The organism is Microbacterium ureisolvens (assembly GCF_019511645.1).
Taxonomy (GTDB): domain Bacteria; phylum Actinomycetota; class Actinomycetes; order Actinomycetales; family Microbacteriaceae; genus Microbacterium; species Microbacterium ureisolvens_A.
The window spans coordinates 69,025-88,350 of sequence record NZ_JAEUAX010000004.1 but is presented as its reverse complement, the minus strand read 5'-3'; the positions used below and the strand labels follow the sequence as shown (position 1 = coordinate 88,350).

The window sequence follows — 19,326 nt, the reverse complement described above, 5'->3', positions numbered from 1 at the left end:
GCGCAAAACATTCTTGGAAGGCCTCCCCACGGTGTGGGGAGGCCTTCACCTTTGCCGGGGAGCGGATGCTGCGCCCCGGGTGAAGCCGAGCGGCACGTGCGAGACCGGGTCGAGGCCCGTCAGCGTGACCCATCCCTCGGCGAGGTAGGCCGCATCGGTGCCCGGCTCGGGGGTGTTCGGCAGATCCTCGACCGCGAGCCGGATGTGGCCCACGTCCCGTTCGCTGAGCGTCGTCTGCACGATGCCGAACGGTGCGAGCGACGCCTCGATCACGCCCCGGCTCGTGGGGGTGTTGGGAACGTTGAGGTTCACCACCGTTCCCCGCGGGCGCGCGAGCAGGAATGGCACCACATCGAGCGCTACAGCGGCCGCCGCGTCCCAGTGGAACGCGGTGGGGTTCATGCCGACGTCGAGCGAGACCGCGGCGCCCCACGCGCCGTTCAGTCCGCCCGTGAGCGCCGCGCCGACGGTGCCGGAGTGGAGGATGGCGCGGCCGACGTTCGCGCCATGATTCACTCCCGACAGCACGAGCTCTGCCGGATCGCCGAATGCGCCGTGGGCGGCGATGAGCGCGACCAGGCCGGGACCGCCGCGCACCGCGAAAGCGGGGATGCCGTCGAGCCGCGGCAGCCGGCGCTCCTCGATGGCGATGCGGCCGTCCTCCTCGGCGGCGACGATCGAGGCGCTCGAGCCGCTCGACTGCCGCATCGGGGCGGCGACCGTCACATCGAGCCCGGCGTCTCGCGCGGCTGCCGCGAGTGCGTGGAGACCGGGGGCGTCGATGCCGTCGTCGTTGGTGATGAGGGTGCGGGTCATCGCGGCACCTCCGCGTCGGGCGGCCGCGGGTCGGCCAGTGCGGCCAGCCCGTCCGGGCTGACATGACCGGTGACGGGCTGGGTGACCCCCGCCGCGGAGTTGTCGACGAGCTCGCGGACGGTCACCGACTCGCGCAGCTGTTCGATGGTCTCCGGATCGCCCGTGCCGAGGCCGTGCCTCGTGACGTTGAGCGCACCCGCCGCCGCGCCGGTGACGACCGCCTCGCGCACGGACTCACCGCGCGCCAGCCCGGCCGCGACACCGGCCGTGAGGGAGTCTCCCGCGCCGCGCATGTCGGCCACCTCCATCCGCGGCGACTCGACCTCGACGAAGCCGTCGGAGTCCAGCAGCAGGAGCGGCTTGCTGCCGCGCGACACGATGACCGCGGCAGCGCCTCTGCGGTGCAGGTCGCGCATGGTCGCGAGCAGCGCGGCGGGGGAGCCGTCGACGAGCAGGCCGTCCGCGACCAGTTCCTCCTCGCTCACCTTCAGCACGTCGACCCCGCCTTCCAGTGCCGCCACGAGCCGCTTGCCGGCCAGGTCGACGACGACCTTCGCTCCGCCCCGGCGCAGGTCCGCCGCCAGACGGCGGTACGTGTCGGCGGGAAGCGTCTCGCCGCCGGCGGGGCCGCTGAGGATCACGAGACCCGATTGCAGGCCGTCGCGGAGGGCGACGCCGTACAGCTCGTCGAGATCGTGGCGCGCCAGCGGCTCTCCCTCGCTCTCGGCGACGATGCGCCGTTCGCCGCCCCGGCGGTCGTGCACGTACGCCGACGCCTTGCCCGGCCGTTCGACCCCCACGACCGTCAGACCCTCGTCTTCGAGCAGGTGACGCAGCATCCGTCCGATCTCACCCGTGAGGGTGCAGCACATCGTGACGGAGGCGCCCAGCCCCACCAGCATGCGGGCCTGCCACACGCCCTGCCCGCCGGCGTGCAGGTGGATGTCGGGCTCGCCGTCGTGCTCCTCGACGGTGACGGTGAGCGTCGGGGACGGTGCGAAGATCGTGACGTCGCTCATGCTTCGACGCTAGGCGGGCACCGGTGCGGCCGCGAGCCCCTTGCGCACGCCGCGGGGGTGGTGCAGGCAGGTCAGGCGGATGCTTCGGCCCGGGCGGCGACGAGATCCGCGTGGTGGATCCCTGCGACGTCGGGGTGCGCGCGCAGGCGCGACTTCAGGGCGTTCTCACCATAAAGGGCGTGGATCGGATTGGATGGATCCTGCGTGACGCCGCGCGCCTGCGCCGCCAGCTCGGCCGGCAGCTCGATGAGCGGCAGGCGCTTGTCGAGGGCCGGGTTGAAGAAGAACGGCACCGAGATGCGGTCGTCAGGGTAACGCGGCGAGATCACGCGGTGCTTGGTCGCGATGAGGTACCCCTGCGTCGCGTACTCGAGCAGCTCGCCGATGTTGACGACGAAGGCGCCGGGCACCGGGGGAGCGTCGACCCACTCTCCGTCGCGCTCCACCTGCAGACCTCCCTTGCCGGGCTCGACCCACAGCAGCGTCAGCACGCCCGAGTCCTTGTGCGCGCCGACACCCTGCTGCGGCGTCGGGTCCTCCTTGCCCGGGTAGCGCACGATCTTGATGAGCGTCGAGGGCTCGCCGAAGTGCTCGTCGAAGTAGCTCTCGGGGGCGCCGAGCGACAGCGCCCACGCACGCAGCAGCTTGCGGGCGACCCCCGACAGGTGGTCGTGCCACTCCGAGACCACCTCGCGGAGCTCCGGCTGGGCGCTCGGCCACAGGTTCGGGCCGATGAGCCGCGAGAAGTCGGGGGCGTCTTCGTCGGTGATCGCTTCGCGCTCGGGGCCGATGTCGATCTGCTCGCGCCAGTCGACCTTCCCCTGCGTCCGTTCGCCGCCGACCCGCGTGTAGCCGCGGAAGTGCGGGCTGTTGACATTCTCGATCGCGAGCTTGTCGGCCTCGGGGAGGGCGAAGAAGTCGCGAGCGGCCTGGTGCAGGCGGGCCTCCAGCTCCGGGGAGACGCCCGTGCCGGTCAGGTAGAAGAAGCCGACGTCGTGGGTCGCGGCGCGCAGGTCGTCGCGGAACTGCGCGGCGGCCTGCGGGCCCGCGTCGAGCCGGGAGAGGTCGAGGATCGGCAGGTTGAGGTCGGTCATGGTGCGAGAGTAGGCCGAGGATGCAGCGTCCGCCCGTTTGTTGCGCACGGTTAAGCCGGGGCCGCGGAAGCGTCCGCAGCCCCGGCTGGGAGTCGCGTCAGGAGCGCGCGAAGAAGGCTCGGATGTCGTCGACGACGAGCTCGGGGACCTCGAGCGCCGCGTAGTGGCCGCCGCGCTCGAATCGGCTCCAGTGCACGATGTTCGTGTTGTCGCGCTCGGCGAACACCTTGATCGTCTGGAAGTCGTCCTTGAACACCGCGACACCCGTGCGCGCGTCGCTCACGCGGGGCTCGGCATCCGCCAGGGCGTTGTCGCGGTACGCGCGGCTCATCCCGGCCGAGGCGTTGGCGAACCAGGCGACGCTGACCTCGGTGAGGATCGCATCGAGCGGGACCAGCGACGTGCCGTTGCCGAACGAGTTGAACAGCTCGGCGTACGCGAGTGTCCCACGGGGGAGTCCGACAGCGCCGCGGCGATGGTCTGCGGGCGGGCGGCGTTCATGGTGTTGTATGCGCCGACCGACTGGAACCACTGCATGTGCTCGAGCGCAGCGTGATCCTGCGGCTTGAGGCGCTCGAACTCGGCCGGGTCGCCCGAGGGGAAGGAGAACAGCTGGAGCACGTGCAGCCCCAGGAATCCCGCGGGGTCGATGAGGCCCAGCTCGCGGGCGACCATCGCGCCGTTGTCGCTGCCGTGGATGCCGTAGGAGTCATACCCGAGGCGGCGCATGAGCGTGTCGTATGCGGCGGCGACGCGCGCGGTGGTCCAGCCGGCCTCGGCGACCGGCTGGCTGAAGCCGAAGCCCGGCGCGTCGGGCACGACGACGTCGAAGGCGTCCTCGGCGCGGCCGCCGTGCGCGACGGGGTCGACGAGGGGCGCGATCATGTCGAGGTAGTCCACGAACGAGCCGGGGTAGGTGTGGGCGAGCAGCAGCGGCGTCGCCCCCGCGTGCGGCGAGCGCACGTGCACGAAGTGGATGGTCTGCCCGTCGATCTCGGTGGTGAAGTGCGCGAACTCGTTCATCCGCGCCTCGGCGGCGCGCCAGTCGAAGCCGTCGCGCCACCGCGCGACCGCTTCGGCGAGGTAGCCGTTCGGCGTGCCCGAGTCCCAGTCGTCGGACGGTGCCGGCTGCGGCAGCCGCGTGCGCGCGAGGCGGTCGGCGAGGTCGTCGAGGTCGGTCTGCGCGATGTCGATGCGGAAGGGGCGGATGACGGCGGTGGGGGTGGTTGCGTTGTCCATGTCTTCGACGTTATGGTCGAATCAGGCAGGTTATCTTCCTGATATCTGAACCGGTGGCCGGAAATCCAGATCGGTGGTGTGCCGAGCGACATGGCCGACACATCCGCGCGGATGCTCGCGCTGCTGGCCCTGCTGCAGGGCCGACCACGGTGGCCCGGTCCCGAACTGGCCGCACGCCTCGACGTCTCGGTGCGCACGATCCGCACCGACATCGAGCGCCTGCGCTCCCTCGGCTATCCCGTCGAGGCCGAGCGGGGCCGTGCCGGGTCGTACCGGCTGGCGGCGGGCGGAAAGCTGCCGCCCCTGCTGCTGGACGACGAGGAGGCCGTCGCCGTGGCCATCGGGTTGCGCGTGGCCCGCGGCGTCGCCGGCGTGGACGAGGCGGGCGCCCGCGCGCTCGCGAAGCTGCTCCAGGTGCTGCCCGAGCGACTGCGGCCGACCGTCGACGCGGTCGCGGCGACGATCGACAGCGGGCCCGAGAACGTCGGCACCGACGCGCCCGACCCCGAGGTCGACTCACAGGTGCTCGCCGCCGTCGCTCACGCCGTGCACGCCGGGGAGTGGCTCCGCTTCGACGATCGAGGCACCCCGCGGCGTGTGGAGCCGTACCGACTGCTCAGCTGGCAGCGCCGGTGGTACCTCGTCGCGCGCGACCCCGACACCGAGGAATGGGAGACGTTCCGGCTGGACTGGATCCAGCCCCGCATGCCGACGCGGCGACGCTTCGACCCCGTGCCCGTGCCCGGGGGAGACTTCACGGACTTCGCTCTGCGCTCGATCGCGGCCGGGGGATGGAACGTGCACGCGCGACTGCGGATCGCGGCGCCTGCCGAGCAGGTGATCGCGCGTATCAATCCGACGGTCGGAGTGGTCGAGGCGGTGGACCCGTCGACCTCGGTGCTTGTCACGGGTGCCGACAGCCTCGAGACGATCGCCGCTTACATCGGGATGCTGGGCATGGACTTCACGGTGGACTCGCCCGCCGAGCTCCTGCCGCACCTGCGGCGTCTCGCGGAGCGCTATGCGCGTGCCGTGGACTGACGGGTGATCCGAGGTCGTGTGCGCCCGCACGCGACCGCCGGGTCCGCGCGGTTCGTCCTAGCCGTTCTGGCGCGGGTCGGGTCGTGGCGGCCGGGGGTCTTCCCGGGGCCGGCGCGAGCCCGTGGGATCGTTGCGCCGCCCCTCACGGCGCGCGAGGGTGCGATCGGCGAACAGCCACGTCGGGCGCGGCTCGACCAGCGGACGGAAGATGCGGCGCACCGGCTTCGTCGCGAGCCCCAGCGCGATGAGCACGGATCCGACGATCACGAGCGGCAGCCAGAGCCAGGTCGGCTCGGCGTTGCGCAGGAGGCCGTTCTCGCGGAACGGGTACAGCACGAACGAGTGCAGGAGATAGACGTACATCGTGTACTGGCCGAAGTGCGTCCACCAGTGCGTGTCGCGCGGCACGAGTGCGAAGAACGCCGTCGACAGCACCACGGCGATGACCATGAGCGCGAGACGCACGCCGCCAGCCCACCACTGCGTGCCGCCGATCGACGCGTAGTTCTCGTCGTAGAACAGCCACTCGCGCAGGTTCATCGCGCGCCAGTCGTCGACGAAGAACCACGCCGCCCAACCGGCGACGGCGAACAGTCCGAGACCGCCGGCGACCACCCACCAGGGACGGCGGTCGAGAAGGCGCAGCCGCGCCACGACGTCGTGCTCGCGCAGCCACCAGCCGAGCGTGAAGAACGGCAGCAGGCCCAGCGTGCGCGACAGCGAGAACGTCGAGCCGATGTTGGGCAGATAGCCGGCGCCGATCGAGATCGCCACCGTCCACAGCAGCGGCCAGCGCAGCAGGGCGAGGTAGGGGAGCACGAGCCGGAAGATGCCGAGCGCGAGCAGGAACCACAGCGTCCAGGAGGGCTGGGTGATGTTGGGGTTCGCCTGGCCCTCGACCAGCCACTTGGTCAGGGTCCACAACCCCTCGAAGACGAGGTACGGCACCAGGATGTCGGTGATCACGCGCGCCATCTGCGTCTTGGTCGGCGCATCCGACTTCGAGAAGTAACCGGAGATGATCGCGAATGCGGGCATATGGAACGCGTAGATCACCAGGTAAAGCCCCAGCGCGATGTCGGAGTCGTACGTGAGGCGCTGCACCGCGTGGCCGAGCACGACGAACACGATGCACGCGAACCGCGCGTTGTCCCAGAACGGCGTGCGTCGCCGCGGACGGGCGATGGATCCCGTCGGGGTCGGGGTCGTCGCCGTGGGCGGAACGCTGCTGCCGGTCATGGTCACCTCTCGCCGGGGCGCAGACCAGACTAGCCGCCGCGCGCCGCGACCCGCTGGCGCCCGACACCGAGTCCCACGCTGTCTGAGTGCGTCTACGGGCGTGGGGACGGCGGCCACATCGACTACGCGCCGCGTCAGAACGAGCTCGACGGTCGTCCCGAGCGGTAATCTCGCAGGCGCGATGACGACGATCGACGACGCGCTGCAGCGCGACCAGGCCATTGCCGACCTCGACTGGCATGTCTTTCCCACCGGCACCGTGCGCGACGTGTTCCGCGCCCCCAGTGGCGGTCTCGCGCGCGTGCGCCTCGGCGACCCCGACGCGCCGAGGGTCGTGCTGGTGCCGGGCGTCGCGGGATCCAAGGAGGACTTCGTCCTCCTGTTCCCGCTGCTGGCGGCCGCCGGCTATCGCGTCGAGTCCTACGACATCGCCGGGCACTACGAGTCGGCCGCCGCCGGCCCGCAGCACCTCGACCCGCCACGGGCTTCGTACGACTACGCGCTGTTCGTCGGCGACCTGCTCGCGATCCTCGAGGAGGCCGGCCCCGCGCACGTTCTGGGTTACAGCTTCGCGGGGCTCGTCACCGAGCTCGCGCTCGTCGCGCGCCCCGACCTCTTCCTGAGCCTCACGCTGATGGCGGCGCCCCCCGCGACCGGGCAGGTGTTCCGCGGGGTGAAGCACATCGGGCCGATCTCCGACATGTCGCCGCACCGCGCAGCGGGGCTCATCCTGTGGGGCATCCGCTACAACCTCAACCGCACGCCTCCCGGGCGCATCGCCTTCGTCCGCGAGCGCCTGGGCATCACGGGGCGCGCCTGCATCGACGACGTCATCGGCCTCATGATGGCGACGCCGGACTTCGCCGACGCGGTCGCCGCCGTCGACATCCCGAAGCTCATCGCCGTCGGGGAGCAGGACCTCTGGCCTCAGGCGCAGCACGATGCCTATGCCGCGCGGATCGGCGCGCGCGTCGCGATCTACCCCACGGGCCACGCGCCCTGCGAGACGGCCCCGCACCAGCTCGCGCGCGACATGCTGCAGCTCTTCGCCGACGGGCGACGAGAAGGCGGATAGCGGGGTTCAGCATCCGTCTCCCGCACTCGCCGGATCGGGGCCGCCATCCATTCCGACACGGGCCGGAATAATCTTGGAGCGCACACGTTGCACGAGATACATTCATTTGCATGGATTCGCACGACGGAGAACCCGCACGGCGAAAGAGCGGAGAAGCGATCGTGAGCGAGAGCACCACGTGGTCGGGTATGCAGTTCGGCATCTTCACGGTGTCCGACATCACCCAGGACCCGACCGACGGCACCACGCCCAGTGAGGCGGAGCGGATCAAGGCGACCCTGAGGATCGCGAAGCACGCCGAGGAGGTGGGCCTCGACGTCTTCGCCCTGGGCGAGCACCACAACCCGCCGTTCTGGTCGTCGTCGCCGACCACGACCCTCGCGTACATCGCCGCGCAGACCGAGCGCCTCATCCTCTCGACGGCCACGACGCTCATCACCACGAACGACCCGGTGAAGATCGCCGAGGACTACGCGATGCTGCAGCACGTGTCGGACGGCCGCGCCGACCTCATGATCGGTCGAGGCAACACCGGCCCGGTGTACCCGTGGTTCGGCAAGGACATCCGCCAGGGCCTGCCCCTCGCGATCGAGAACTACAACCTGCTGCACCGCCTCTGGCGGGAGGACGTCGTGGACTGGGAGGGCCAGTTCCGCACCCCGCTGCAGGGCTTCACTTCGACTCCCCGCCCGCTCGACGGCGTCGCGCCGTTCGTGTGGCACGGCTCGATCCGCACGCCCGAGATCGCCGAGCAGGCCGCGTACTACGGCGACGGCTTCTTCGCGAACAACATCTTCTGGCCGAAGGAGCACTACCAGCGCCTGATCGCGCTGTACCGCCAGCGCTTCGCGCACTACGGCCACGGCACGCCCGAGCAGGCGATCGTCGGGCTCGGCGGGCAGGTCTTCATGGCGGCGAAGTCTCAGGACGCGGTGACGCAGTTCCGCCCGTACTTCGACAACGCGCCGGTGTACGGCCACGGCCCGTCGCTGGAGGACTTCAGTGAGATGACCCCGCTCACCGTGGGCTCGCCGCAACAGGTGATCGACCGCTACGCCGCCATGCGCGAGACGTACGGCGACTACCAGCGCCAGTTGTTCCTCATGGACCACGCCGGCCTGCCGCTCAAGACCGTGCTCGAGCAGCTCGACATCCTGGGCGGTGAGGTGGTTCCGGTGCTGCGCAAGGAGCTGCAGAAGAACCGTCCGGCGGGTGTTCCGGATGCCCCGACCCACGCGAACCTCGTGGCCGCGAAGTACGGCGACGAGGCGCCGCGCCAGGCCATCCCCGGCGCGAACCGCGGTGACAACCTCGTGGGCGCGAGCCCCTACCAGGACAGCCCCGCCCCGGCGGGTGCCGCGTTCGGCCTCGGCCGGAAGGAGGCGTGAGATGACCACCTCAGCGCGCCGCATCGCGGTGGTCTCGGCCGGCCTGTCGAACCCGTCCTCGACCCGCATGCTCGCCGACCGCCTCGCCGCCGCGACGGCGAAGCAGCTGTCCGAGCGCGGTATCGAGGTCGAGGTGGACGTGTTCGAGCTGCGCGACTACGCGCACGACATCACGAACAACCTCCTGACGGGCTTCGCACCGCCGGCCCTCGAGTCGGTGATCAACGCGGTCGTCTCGGCGGACGCCGTGATCGCTGTCACTCCGATCTTCTCGACGAGCTACTCGGGGCTCTTCAAGTCGTTCATCGACGTGCTCGACCCCGACGCACTCACCGGCAAGCCGGTGCTGATCGGCGCGAACGCGGGCACCGCCCGGCACTCGCTCGCGATCGACTACGCAATCCGGCCGCTGTTCACATACCTGCACGCAGAGCCCGTGTCGACAGGCGTGTTCGCCGCGTCGAGCGACTGGGGCTCGTCGGCCGACAACGTGGCGCCGCTCGGGGAGCGCATCGACCGCGGTGCCCGGGAACTCGCGGACGCCATCGCGCGGCGCCAGCCCGCGACGGACTCCGACCCGTTCGATCCCGCCAACTACCTCGGTGAAGGCCGTTCGTTCGGTCACCTGCTCGGCGGTCTCGCGGGGGAGTAGTCGTCAGCCGAGAACGACATCCTCCGGTTCGCGGAGAGGGCGCCACGCGCTCTCTCCGCGAACTGCCGTCTGGGCGAGCACGTCCGCGTCGACGAGGGCCCCGAGGTCGGCACCCGACATCTCCGCGATGTCGGCGATCGGCACCTGGAACGTGCGGAAGGAGCCGAGCGTCGGCACGGCGAGCACACCGCGGCTCAGGTCGATGAGCTCCGACTGGTCCAGCACGAAGCCCGCGGCGGCGAGCCGGGGCACGCCGTCCTCCCGCGTCGTCCAGGTGGCGACCTTGAAGAACCGGCGCGGAACACGGATGCCCCGGTAGGGCGGGTCGTCCTCGGCCAGCACCGGTGCGGTGAAGACGCTGATCCGCTCGTCGGTGGTCTCGGCGAACTCGAGCACGTGGTCCTCCAATCCGAGCCAGAGCTCCTTCGACTGGTTGAACCCGCTCGCCTGCGGCGCCGCGTTCGAATAGGTGAACGTCGCCTCCGTCGCCCGCCTGGCCTCTTCCTCGGTGCCCCACCCGGGATCGCGGCGGCGCACGAGATGCCCCCGATCGAGGTCGTTCGACGAGTAGACGGCCGGGCCGGCCTGCTCTGTTGCCGGGATCCGGGGATCGAGATCCCATTCGCCCGTGCGGGGCAGATCCTGCAACGCGGCGCCGTCGATGTTCACTCCGGTCACGGCCGCGAGCCGGCGCTGCGGATCGAGCAGCACGGTGAACCGCGGGTAGGTCAGCTCGCGCACCTCGCGCCCGTCAGCAGGACGGGGGAGCGGGAGCGGGATGCCGAGGAAGCCGTCGTCGTATCCGTTCGAGGTCACGTCTGCCACCGCCCCATCATGCCGTGGTCGGGCGACATCGCCGGCCCGCGGTCATTCGCCCTCGGCCGCCCGCCTCGCGCCGAGCCGCCGGGCGAGAACCGCGTCGATGGCGAGCCCGAGGCCGACCGCGAAGGCCACAGATACGGCGACGGCGACGACCGGGCCGCCGGGGACCACCGCAGCGACGACGGCTCCCACCAGGGCCTGGTATGTCGCCCACGCGAGTGCGGCGAGTCCCGCCACCGCGAGGTATCGCGGCGCCGTCAGGCGCGTCGCACCCGCCGTCAGATTGATCGCGAGCCGCGCGAACGGGATGAACCGCGCGGTGAACAGCACGACGGCCGACCGGCGCTCCAGGCGCACCCGCGCCCACGCGACGGCGGCCTGTGCGCGTGACGTGCGCATCCACCGCCACCGCTCGAGGCCGATGGTCCGCCCGACGACATAGCATGCCGCATCGCCCATGAGCGCGGCAGCCGCGGCGACGAGCACGATCGCCGCGAGCGCCGGCTCGCCCTGCGAGACGGCCAGCGCACCCAGCGCGGTGACGGCCGCCTCGCCTGGGACCACCACGAGGAAGGCGTCGCCCAGCACGAGCACGAACAGCAGCGGCAGCGCCCATGCGCTCGACGCGACCGTGGTCAGCAGGTTCTCGACCATGTCTCCTTGGTAGCCGCCCGCGGTGAACGGCGACCGAACGGGGCACGTCCGGTGACCCGCCGCGGTGCATCCGGTGAACTCTTGCGCACGGAGGCCGGTTCGCGGCATCCGTGCTCGTCTGTCACGTCACCCTGGAGGCGTGAGAGTCGCACTGCTCGCCGAATCGTTCCTGCCCCACATGAACGGGGTGACGGGGTCGGTGCTCCACGTCCTGCGTCACCTGGCCGCGCAGGGACACGAGACCCTCGTCATCGCACCCCGCGCCGGCGAGATCACCGCCGATCTCCACGGCGCCCGCACCGAGCTGCTGCGCTCGGCGCCGCTGCCGTCGTATCCCGAGGTGCGCGTCGTGTTCGCGCGCGCGGCGCGGCTGACCGCGATCCTCCGTGGGTTCCGGCCGGATGTCGTGCATCTGGCATCCCCGTTCGTGCTCGGGTGGCAGGGGCTCGCGGCGGCCGACGCACTGCGCGTGCCGACCGTCGCGGTGTACCAGACCGACGTCGTCGCCTACGCGGAGAAGTATGGGATGCCCCAGGCCGCGGCGCTCGTCGGCCGGCACGTCAAGCGCCTGCACCGGCGGGCGACCCTCACCCTCGCACCCTCGACGGCGTCGCTGCGCCAGCTCGAGGACCTGGGCGTGGACCGCCTGCGCCGATGGGGACGGGGCGTCGACGTCGAGCGATTCGGCCCCGAGCGTCGCAACGACGACTGGCGTGCCCGGATCGCGCCGGACCAGACGATCGTCGGCTATGTCGGCCGCCTCGCACCCGAGAAGCAGGTCGAGGATCTCGCCGCGCTCGCCGGGCTCTCCGGCACCCGCCTCGTGATCGTCGGCGACGGACCGGCGCGAGCGGCGCTCGAGCGCGTGCTGCCCGGCGCCGTGTTCACGGGCCACCTCACCGGCCCCGCCCTCGCCGAGGCGCTCGCGAGCTTCGACGTGTTCGTGCATCCCGGCGAGAGCGAGACGTTCGGTCAGACGATCCAGGAGGCGCTGGCGAGCGGCGTGCCCGTCGTGGCGACCGGCGTCGGCGGCCCCGTCGACCTGGTGCGCTCCAGCGTCGACGGCTGGCTCTACCGCCCCGGCGACCTCGGAGACCTGCGTGCGCGCGTCGCCGACCTCGCCGGCGACGCCGGCAAGCGCCGAGCCTTCGCGGCGGCGGCCCACGAATCGGTGCGGGAGCGCACCTGGAGCGCCGTCTGCCGTCGCCTGGTGGAGCACTACGACGAGGCGCGGATGCTGCGCCCCATCGACGACGCGCAGCCACAGCGCGCGGCGACCCGGCCGGAGGTGCTGACGCCTGCGCCGCGCCGCTCGTGGTCGCGGTTCGTCGCACTCGGCGACTCCATCACCGAGGGGCTGTGCGACGCCTCGCGCATGCCGGTCGGGCAGTACCGCGGCTGGGCGGATCGCCTCGCGCAGCTGCTCGCCCACGCCGGGGGCTCCGGCGAGCCGTTCCGCTACGCGAACCTCGCGGTGCGCAGCCGCAGGGTGCGTCACGTGGTGAGCGAGCAGGTGCCCGAGGCCCTGGCCCTCCGGCCGCAGCTGGTGTCGATGCTCATCGGGGCCAACGACCTCGTCTCGCGCAGTGTCGACCCGGTCGCCGTCGCCGGCGACCTCGAGCGGGCCGTGCGCGAGCTGCGCGGCGCCGGCATCGACGTGCTCCTCGTCACGCCGTTCCTCCCGCGGCGCCGTCCGGCGCGGCTGTTCGCGCGCCGGTTCGCGGTGTTCTCGTCGGAGCTGCGGCGCATCGCGGCGGCCACGGGTGCGGTGCTGCTCGACACCGACGCGTTCCTCGACGAGGGCGGCCTCCCGGCGATCGGCGACCTCGATCTCTGGGCCGACGACAAGGTGCACCTGCGCCCCCGCGGTCACCGGTACCTCGCTTACCGCGCGGCTGAGGCGCTCGGCGTGCCCGATGCCGAGGCGCTCGGCGAGCTCGACGCCAGCCTGCACGCCGACGACGATCCGGTGCTGCCGGGCACGTGGCTCCGCCGCGATGCCCTGCCCTGGGTGTGGCGGCGCCTGCACGGCCGCACGGCCGGCGACGGGCTCGTCGCCAAGCACGCCGACTACGTGCTCATCGGCGGTCCGGGCGACGTGCCCGCCCGTGCGCACGCCGGCTGAGCGTCCTTTCAGTCCGCGTCGCCGATGGTGCGGCGTGCCAGGAGGGCGGCCGCGAAGAAGCAGAGCGCGCCGATACCGGTGCCGAGATCCGCCCACAGCGGGCTCAGCAGCTCGCCGGTCGAGGGCACGACGAACGCCGCGACCGCCGAGACGCCGAAGGCGATCGACCCCAGGAGGTTGAGACCGGTGCCATGCCACGTGCGGGCGTCGCGGTCCCACAGTGTTCCCCGGTCCTTGGTCGCGACCACCGCCAGCACGCTGGAGACGAGGAACGCGGCCGAGCCCCACGCGTCGGGCCGCCAGCCCGCGCCGACGTAGCTCGGATCGGTGATCGCGGCGATCAGGGCGGCGGCGGTGGAGACGTTGAAGAGGAGCGTTCCGGCGAATTGGATCGCCGCCGCCCACCAGTCCGCGCGATCCGCCGGGTTCATGCGGGCGTCGGGCGTGCGGCGACCGCTGAGCAGCAGCTGGATGAGCCCCGCGGTCGTGAAGAAGATCGACCCGGCGAAGAACGTCGCGTTCGCGCCGACCGGCCCCGCCCACGCGGCGTACGCCGGGACCACGCCGATGAAGAACAGCGCCGATCCGACCGCGAAGCCCCAGGACTCCCGTCGGAGTCGCCGGATCCGCCGCGCGGTCGGGTCGAGCGGTCGCCGGGCACTCAATGGTGGAAGGCGGCACCGATGCCGGGGTGCGGCATGGGGCTGTCGAGCGAGTCGAGGAATTCGGTCTCGCTGCGGATGTCGTTCATCAGGTCCTCGGCGAGGTCGCGGCTCAGTCCGTTGCGGCACACGATGCGCATCACCGTCTGATCCGACAGCTCGCCCGAGAGCGGATACGCGGGAACGAGCCAGCCCTTGATCCGCAGCCGCTCCGACAGGTGATACAGCGTCCACTTGTCGGTGTGGCCCGGGGTGAGCCGCCAGGCGAACACGGGGATGTCGGTGCCGTCGCTCAGCAGCTCGAACGCGTCGAGCTCGGCGACCGCCGACGAGAGGTACACGGCGACGTCCTGCGAGGCCTGCTGGATCGCCGTGTAGCCGGCGCGGCCCAGGCGCAGGAACCGGTAGTACTGCAGCAGCACCTGGGTGCCCGGCCGCGAGAAGTTGAGCGCGAAGGTCGGCATCGATCCGCCCAGGTAGCTCACCTTGAAGACGAGGTCGTCCGGCAGCGCCGCAGCGTTGCGCCACACCACCCAGCCCACGCCCGGATATACGAGTCCGTACTTGTGACCCGAGGTGTTGATGGACTGCACGCGCTCCACCCGGAAGTCCCATTCGAGGTCGGGCTGCAGGAACGGCGCGACCATCGCTCCCGAGGCGCCGTCCACATGCATCGGGATGTCGAGACCCGTCTTGGCCTGGATCTCGTCGAGCTTCGCGGCGATGGCCTTCACCGGCTCGTAGGCGCCGGTGTACGTGACGCCCACGATCGCCACCACGCCGATGGTGTTCTCGTCGACGTAGTCCTCGAGCCCGGTGCCGTCCATGAGCGGGTGCTCCGCCGTTACGGGGATCAGTCGCATCTCGACGTCGAAGTAGTTGCAGAACTTCTCCCAGCACACCTGCACCGCCGAGCTCATGATGAGGTTCGGCTTCTCGGTCGACTTCCCGGCGGCGCGACGCGCGTGCTGCCAGCGACGCTTCAGCGCGAGGCCGCCGAGCATGCACGCCTCCGACGAGCCGATGGTCGAGGTGCCGATCACATCGTCGTCGTCGGGCACGTTCCACAGGTCGCCGAGGATGCGCCAGCAGCACTCCTCGATGGCGGCCGTGGCCGGATACTCGTCCTTGTCGATCATGTTCTTGTCGGCGGACTCCACGGCGAGCCGGCTGGCGTAGTCGTCCATCCACGTCCCGACGAATGTCGCGAGATTCAGCCGCGCGTTGCCGTCGAGCATCGTCTGGTCCCGGATCACGCGGTATGCGGTCTCGGGCAGCATCTCGGCGTCGGGGATGACGTTGTACCTCGCGGTCGTCGCCTCGCCGGCTCGGGTGAAGGTCGGCTGAAGCGCCTCGTCCTGGTACATTCATCCTCCATCGCTGGGCGGACCGGCCGCGCCGCTGCGCGTCGGAGTCTGCGATGACGGTCCACCGCCCCCGGTCGGTCCCTTCGGTGCCGAAGCTATACCGATCGGGCGCCGCCGTCATCCCTCACATCGCGTGAGAGAGCGATGTCCGGTCTCTGCTCACTTACGGGACGGACGGATGCTGCGCCCACGCGTACTCCGACTCGGGCCGGCCGCGCGTGCCATACCGGGCGGCGCGGTGAGCGCGGCCCTCGGTCACGAGGTGCTCGAGGTAGCGGCGGGCGGCCACCCGCGACATCCCCAGCCGCTCTGCTGCCTCGGCGGCCGAGACCGGGCCGTGCTCGCGCACCTCGTCGCTGATCCGCGCGAGCGTGTCAGCCGAGAGCCCCTTCGGCAGCGCGACGGGCGTCGCCGGCCGGAGGGCTCCGAGGAGCGCATCGATCTCGGCCTGTGTGGGCGCGCCTGCCGCCTGGGCCGCGCGCCGCCGGAACTCGAGGTACTGCTCCAGGCGCTCGCGGAAGACCGCGAAGGTGAACGGCTTCACGAGGTACTGTGCGACGCCCAGCGACACCATCTGGCGGACGACGTCGGCGTCCCGGACTCCGGTGATCGCGATGACGTCCACCGTTGCCCCTCGCGCCCGCACGTGCCTCAGCACATCGAGGCCGGTGCCGTCCGGCATCGTGACGTCCAGCAGCACCAGGTCGACCTCGTCGCCGAGCTGCAGGACGGCGTCGATCGCCGCACGTGCGCCCGTGCACTCGCCGACCGCTTCGAAGCCGTACAGGCGCGCGAGATAGTCGCGGTGCAGTTCCAGGGTGAGCGCGTCGTCATCGACGAGGAGCACCCGGATCATGGCACACTCGCCGGCAGGGTCACCACGAAGGTGGTGGGGTCGTCGCGCAGCTCGATCTCGCCGCCTGCGCTCGTCACGATGGAGCGCACCAGCGCGAGGCCGACACCTCGCCCCTGGGCTCCGCCGGGCTTCGTGGAGAACCCGTGCTCGTAGATGCGCTCGCGCAGCGGCTCCGGCACTCCGGCGCCGCTGTCCGACACCTCCACCTGCAGCCCTGCGGGGGAGGAGGCCGTCGACCTGAACGCCACGCGCACCCAGCGCGGCGCGTCTGCGGCGGCCGCAGCATCCATCGCGTTGTCGATGAGGTTGCCGACGACGGACACCGCGTCGACGGCCGTCAGTACGCTGCGGGGCGCGTGCGGGTCGATCTCTGCCGACCACTCGATGCCGCGCTCGCGCGCCTGCGCGGCCTTGCCCAGCAGCAGCGCGCCCACCGTCGGGTCGCCGCCGCGGCGTGCGGCGACCTGATCGACGAGCTCCTGAGACTGCCGCGACGTCTCGGTCAAGATCTCGATCGCCTCCCCGGTGCGGCCGAGTTCGAGCAGCGACACAGCGGTGTGCATGCGGTTGCCGTGCTCGTGCGTCTGCGCCCGCAGCGCCTCCCCGAGCGTGCGGACCGACTCGTACGACGCGACGGCGTCGCGGATCGTCCCGGCGGGAAGGTCGCCCGCGACGCGCCGCGTCGTGCGGCGTGCGAGCCATGCGCCGACGAGGCCCGCCGCCAGCAGCGCGAGTGCGATGGACACGACGAAGGGCAGGCGAGGAAGGATCTTCGACCAGATGCTGCCTATGGTGACGCCGACAGAGACCCAGCCGACCAGTTCGCCGTCGACGGTGACCGGCACGATCGTTCGCACCGAGGGCCCCAGGGTGCCGGTGAACTCCTCGGTGAAGACGCGCGGCGTGCTCGGGATCGTGCCCAGGTAGTGGCGGCCGACCTCGGCCGGGTCGCGGTGGCTGACGCGGATGCCGTCGGGCGTCATGATCGTGATGAAGTCCAGCCCCGTTCGCGTCATCACCTCGGCGGCGAGAGGCTGCAGGGTCTCGGAAGGCTCCGGCGCCCTCAGGGACTCCGCGACCTCGGGCAGGGATGCCAGCGACGCCGCGACGGCGCGCGTCACCTCCTCCGCCTCGCTCCGTTCGGAGCGCTCCGCGTCGACGACGAGCACGGCGGCGAGGGCTGTGACGATCACGGCGGCGGTGAGCGCGACGGCGACGAACACGCGCGATGCCGCGCTGCCCTGCTTCGTCCTCGCCGACATGGCTCTCCTCATCGATGCCGCCGCCTCCATCCTCGCCCGTGGAGGGCGGTGCGAGGGAGCCCTGAGACGGGACCAATACGACCGTAAATCGCCCTCGGCGCGGTCGGCGCGCACGCTGTCTGACACGCCGCACACTCGAGCGGCACGCGGAACACCGCCGCTTCATCCCGCAGGAGGCAATGATGGCTCTCTCGACCCGCACCACGTCCTTCACGCTCCCCGGCTTCAACTGGAGGCGCGGCAAGCAGGCGTGGGACAAGCACACCTGGCTCTACCTCTCGGTCATCGCCGCGGTCGTCCTCGGGGCGATCGTCGGCCTGGTCTGGCCCGACGTCGGCGTCGCCCTCAAACCGCTCGGCGAGGGCTTCGTCGCCCTCATCAAGATGATGATCGCGCCGATCATCTTCTGCACGATCGTGGTGGGCGTGGGCTCCATCGCGAAGGCGGCGACGGTCGGCAAGATCGGCGGCCTCGCACTGCTGTACTTCATGGTCATGTCGACGTTCGCGCTCGCCATCGGCCTAGTGGTCGGCAACCTGCTGCACCCGGGCGAGGGTCTCAACATGGCGAACGCCACCTACGAGTCCACCGCCGAGGCCAAGACCACGCAGGAGTTCATCCTGGGCATCATCCCGACGACGTTCTTCTCCGCCTTCACCGGCGAGAGCGTGCTGCAGGTGCTCTTCATCGCGCTGCTCGTCGGCTTCGCGCTGCAGCAGATGGGCGACAAGGGCGCGCCGATCATGAACGCGGTCAAGCATCTGCAGGCGCTGGTGTTCCGCATCCTGGGCATGATCCTGTGGCTCGCGCCGATCGGCGCGTTCGGCGCGATCGCCGCGGTCGTCGGCAACACCGGCATCGCCGCGATCTGGGCGCTCGGCACGCTGATGATCGCGTTCTACATCACGTGCGTGGTGTTCATCGTCGGCGTCCTCGGCACGCTGCTGTACGTCGTGACGCGCGTGAACATCTTCAGCCTCATCAAGTACCTCGCTCGCGAGTACCTGCTGATCGTCGGCACGTCGTCCTCCGAGTCGGCCCTTCCGCGCCTCATCGCGAAGATGGAGCACCTCGGGGTGTCGAAGCCGGTGGTCGGCATCACCGTGCCGACCGGCTACTCGTTCAACCTCGACGGGACCGCGATCTACCTCACGATGGCGTCACTGTTCATCGCGAGCGGCATGGGGGCCCCGATGTCGATCGGCCAGCAGATCGGCCTGCTCGTCTTCATGATCATCGCGTCCAAGGGAGCTGCGGGTGTCACGGGCGCCGGCCTCGCGACTCTCGCGGGCGGTCTGCAGGCGTACCGCCCCGACCTCGTCAACGGCGTCGGCGTCATCGTCGGCATCGACCGGTTCATGTCGGAGGGCCGCGCCCTCACGAACTTCACCGGCAACGCTGTCGCGACGGTGCTGATCGGCACCTGGACCAAGGAGTTCGACGCGGCCCGCGCCCGCCGCGTCCTGGCGGGGGAGCTGCCGTTCGACGAGACGACGCTGTCGGGCGACGGCCACGACGGGATGTCGCCCGCCGCGGACGCGGTCGGCGTGCAGGGTCTCGAGGAGGCCGCGATCACCGAGGCGGAGGCCAAGGAGCGTCGCGCTCGCGAGCGCGACGAGCTGCTCTCACGCTGAGCGCGAAAGCGGGCGGGCGCGGGTGTCGAGCCCGCGCCCGCCCGTTCAGTCTTCGGGGCCGATCTCTCCTGCCTCGATCGCCGCCTCTCGCTCCTCCAGCTCCAGGTCGTCGACGTCCTCCTCGACCGCCTCGAGCGGGTCGATGGTCGGTGGCGGCAGCTCGAACTCCACCCCGTCGTCGACGGGCACGTCTCGTTCGTCGTCGGGGATGCGCTCCCGGAAGTCGCTCATGGCCGCCTCACGATCATTCCTCGCCGTACGGCGGGAGTTCGTTCGCCTCGTCGTCCTCCAGAGGAGGAGCCTCGTCCGAGCCGTCGAGGTCGGGCAGCTCGTCGGCCTGATTCGAGATCTCGTGGAACGTCGGGTCGAAGACCATGACCT

The 19,326-nt window shown here is 71.1% G+C and carries 18 protein-coding genes and 1 pseudogene; 6 read left to right on the top strand and 13 right to left on the bottom strand.

Features of this window, described 5'->3' with window-relative positions:
• Positions 1–45: 45 nt before the first annotated feature.
• The 4 genes and pseudogenes from surE to JNB61_RS08870 all read right to left on the bottom strand — a co-directional run bounded on the left by surE (position 46) and on the right by JNB61_RS08870 (position 4,168).
• Positions 46–816 (bottom strand): 5'/3'-nucleotidase SurE, encoded by a 771-nt coding sequence (gene surE, locus JNB61_RS08885; protein WP_220339383.1) that lies wholly within the window; start codon positions 814–816, stop codon positions 46–48.
• On the bottom strand, positions 813–1,835 hold the full coding sequence (locus tag JNB61_RS08880) for a 1-phosphofructokinase family hexose kinase (RefSeq protein ID WP_220339382.1): 1,023 nt from the start codon (positions 1,833–1,835) through the stop codon (positions 813–815). Before JNB61_RS08880 ends, surE begins: the two co-directional genes overlap by 4 nt.
• Positions 1,836–1,906: 71 nt before the next feature.
• Complete coding sequence (locus tag JNB61_RS08875; protein ID WP_159845078.1) at positions 1,907–2,929, bottom strand: isopenicillin N synthase family dioxygenase; 1,023 nt, start codon at positions 2,927–2,929, stop codon at positions 1,907–1,909.
• A 97-nt stretch (positions 2,930–3,026) separates the two neighbouring features.
• A pseudogene (locus JNB61_RS08870) lies at positions 3,027–4,168 on the bottom strand (epoxide hydrolase family protein).
• A 90-nt stretch (positions 4,169–4,258) separates the two neighbouring features.
• Between JNB61_RS08870 and JNB61_RS08865 the strand changes: the two are divergent.
• Positions 4,259–5,209 (top strand): helix-turn-helix transcriptional regulator, encoded by a 951-nt coding sequence (locus JNB61_RS08865; protein ID WP_220288047.1) that lies wholly within the window; start codon positions 4,259–4,261, stop codon positions 5,207–5,209.
• A gap of 57 nt (positions 5,210–5,266) precedes the next feature.
• Here the strand turns inward: JNB61_RS08865 and JNB61_RS08860 are convergent, their stop codons facing one another.
• Positions 5,267–6,448, bottom strand: a complete 1,182-nt coding sequence (locus JNB61_RS08860; RefSeq protein ID WP_220339381.1) for an acyltransferase family protein — start codon at positions 6,446–6,448, stop codon at positions 5,267–5,269.
• A gap of 181 nt (positions 6,449–6,629) precedes the next feature.
• Between JNB61_RS08860 and JNB61_RS08855 the strand changes: the two genes are divergently transcribed.
• The 3 genes from JNB61_RS08855 to JNB61_RS08845 all read left to right on the top strand — a co-directional run bounded on the left by JNB61_RS08855 (position 6,630) and on the right by JNB61_RS08845 (position 9,563).
• Positions 6,630–7,523 carry an alpha/beta fold hydrolase gene (locus JNB61_RS08855; protein ID WP_220339380.1) on the top strand — a complete coding sequence of 298 codons (894 nt, stop codon included), beginning with the start codon at positions 6,630–6,632 and terminating at the stop codon, positions 7,521–7,523.
• Between the two features lie 188 nt (positions 7,524–7,711).
• On the top strand, positions 7,712–8,911 hold the full coding sequence (locus tag JNB61_RS08850) for an LLM class flavin-dependent oxidoreductase (RefSeq protein ID WP_159848782.1): 1,200 nt from the start codon (positions 7,712–7,714) through the stop codon (positions 8,909–8,911).
• Between the two features lies 1 nt (position 8,912).
• Entirely contained in the window at positions 8,913–9,563 is a 651-nt protein-coding gene (locus tag JNB61_RS08845; protein WP_159845069.1) for an FMN reductase, read from the top strand.
• A 3-nt stretch (positions 9,564–9,566) separates the two neighbouring features.
• On the opposite strand, the gene JNB61_RS08840 is transcribed toward JNB61_RS08845, so the two are convergent.
• Together JNB61_RS08840 and JNB61_RS08835 are read right to left on the bottom strand one after the other, a co-directional pair.
• Positions 9,567–10,388, bottom strand: a complete 822-nt coding sequence (locus tag JNB61_RS08840) for a DNA/RNA non-specific endonuclease (protein WP_220339379.1) — start codon at positions 10,386–10,388, stop codon at positions 9,567–9,569.
• A 42-nt stretch (positions 10,389–10,430) separates the two neighbouring features.
• Positions 10,431–11,039 (bottom strand): DedA family protein, encoded by a 609-nt coding sequence (locus JNB61_RS08835; protein WP_223214736.1) that lies wholly within the window; start codon positions 11,037–11,039, stop codon positions 10,431–10,433.
• Between the two features lie 139 nt (positions 11,040–11,178).
• Here JNB61_RS08835 and JNB61_RS08830 point away from each other — a divergent pair, with 139 nt between their 5' ends.
• Positions 11,179–13,164, top strand: a complete 1,986-nt coding sequence (locus tag JNB61_RS08830; RefSeq protein ID WP_220339377.1) for a glycosyltransferase — start codon at positions 11,179–11,181, stop codon at positions 13,162–13,164.
• 8 nt (positions 13,165–13,172) lie between these two features.
• Here the strand turns inward: JNB61_RS08830 and JNB61_RS08825 are convergent, their stop codons facing one another.
• From JNB61_RS08825 to JNB61_RS08810, 4 genes are all read right to left on the bottom strand, one after another.
• Positions 13,173–13,829 (bottom strand): hypothetical protein, encoded by a 657-nt coding sequence (locus JNB61_RS08825; protein ID WP_223214735.1) that lies wholly within the window; start codon positions 13,827–13,829, stop codon positions 13,173–13,175.
• Positions 13,826–15,193 (bottom strand): glutamate decarboxylase, encoded by a 1,368-nt coding sequence (locus JNB61_RS08820; protein WP_220288041.1) that lies wholly within the window; start codon positions 15,191–15,193, stop codon positions 13,826–13,828. Before JNB61_RS08820 ends, JNB61_RS08825 begins: the two co-directional genes overlap by 4 nt.
• Before the next feature lie 163 nt (positions 15,194–15,356).
• A complete protein-coding gene (locus tag JNB61_RS08815; RefSeq protein WP_220288040.1) occupies positions 15,357–16,049 on the bottom strand; it encodes a response regulator in 693 nt (230 codons plus the stop codon).
• Positions 16,046–17,311 carry a sensor histidine kinase gene (locus tag JNB61_RS08810; protein ID WP_220339376.1) on the bottom strand — a complete coding sequence of 422 codons (1,266 nt, stop codon included), beginning with the start codon at positions 17,309–17,311 and terminating at the stop codon, positions 16,046–16,048. Before JNB61_RS08810 ends, JNB61_RS08815 begins: the two co-directional genes overlap by 4 nt.
• Positions 17,312–17,493: 182 nt before the next feature.
• On the opposite strand from JNB61_RS08810, the gene JNB61_RS08805 reads away from it, so the two are divergent.
• The gene (locus JNB61_RS08805) at positions 17,494–18,945 is read left to right on the top strand and encodes a cation:dicarboxylate symporter family transporter (protein WP_220288038.1); all 1,452 of its coding nucleotides are present in this window, start codon (positions 17,494–17,496) and stop codon (positions 18,943–18,945) included.
• Between the two features lie 45 nt (positions 18,946–18,990).
• Here the strand turns inward: JNB61_RS08805 and JNB61_RS08800 are convergent, their stop codons facing one another.
• Together JNB61_RS08800 and JNB61_RS20250 are read right to left on the bottom strand one after the other, a co-directional pair.
• Complete coding sequence (locus tag JNB61_RS08800; RefSeq protein ID WP_159845049.1) at positions 18,991–19,176, bottom strand: hypothetical protein; 186 nt, start codon at positions 19,174–19,176, stop codon at positions 18,991–18,993.
• A 13-nt stretch (positions 19,177–19,189) separates the two neighbouring features.
• Positions 19,190–19,321 (bottom strand): hypothetical protein, encoded by a 132-nt coding sequence (locus JNB61_RS20250; protein WP_262927504.1) that lies wholly within the window; start codon positions 19,319–19,321, stop codon positions 19,190–19,192.
• Positions 19,322–19,326: the final 5 nt, after the last annotated feature.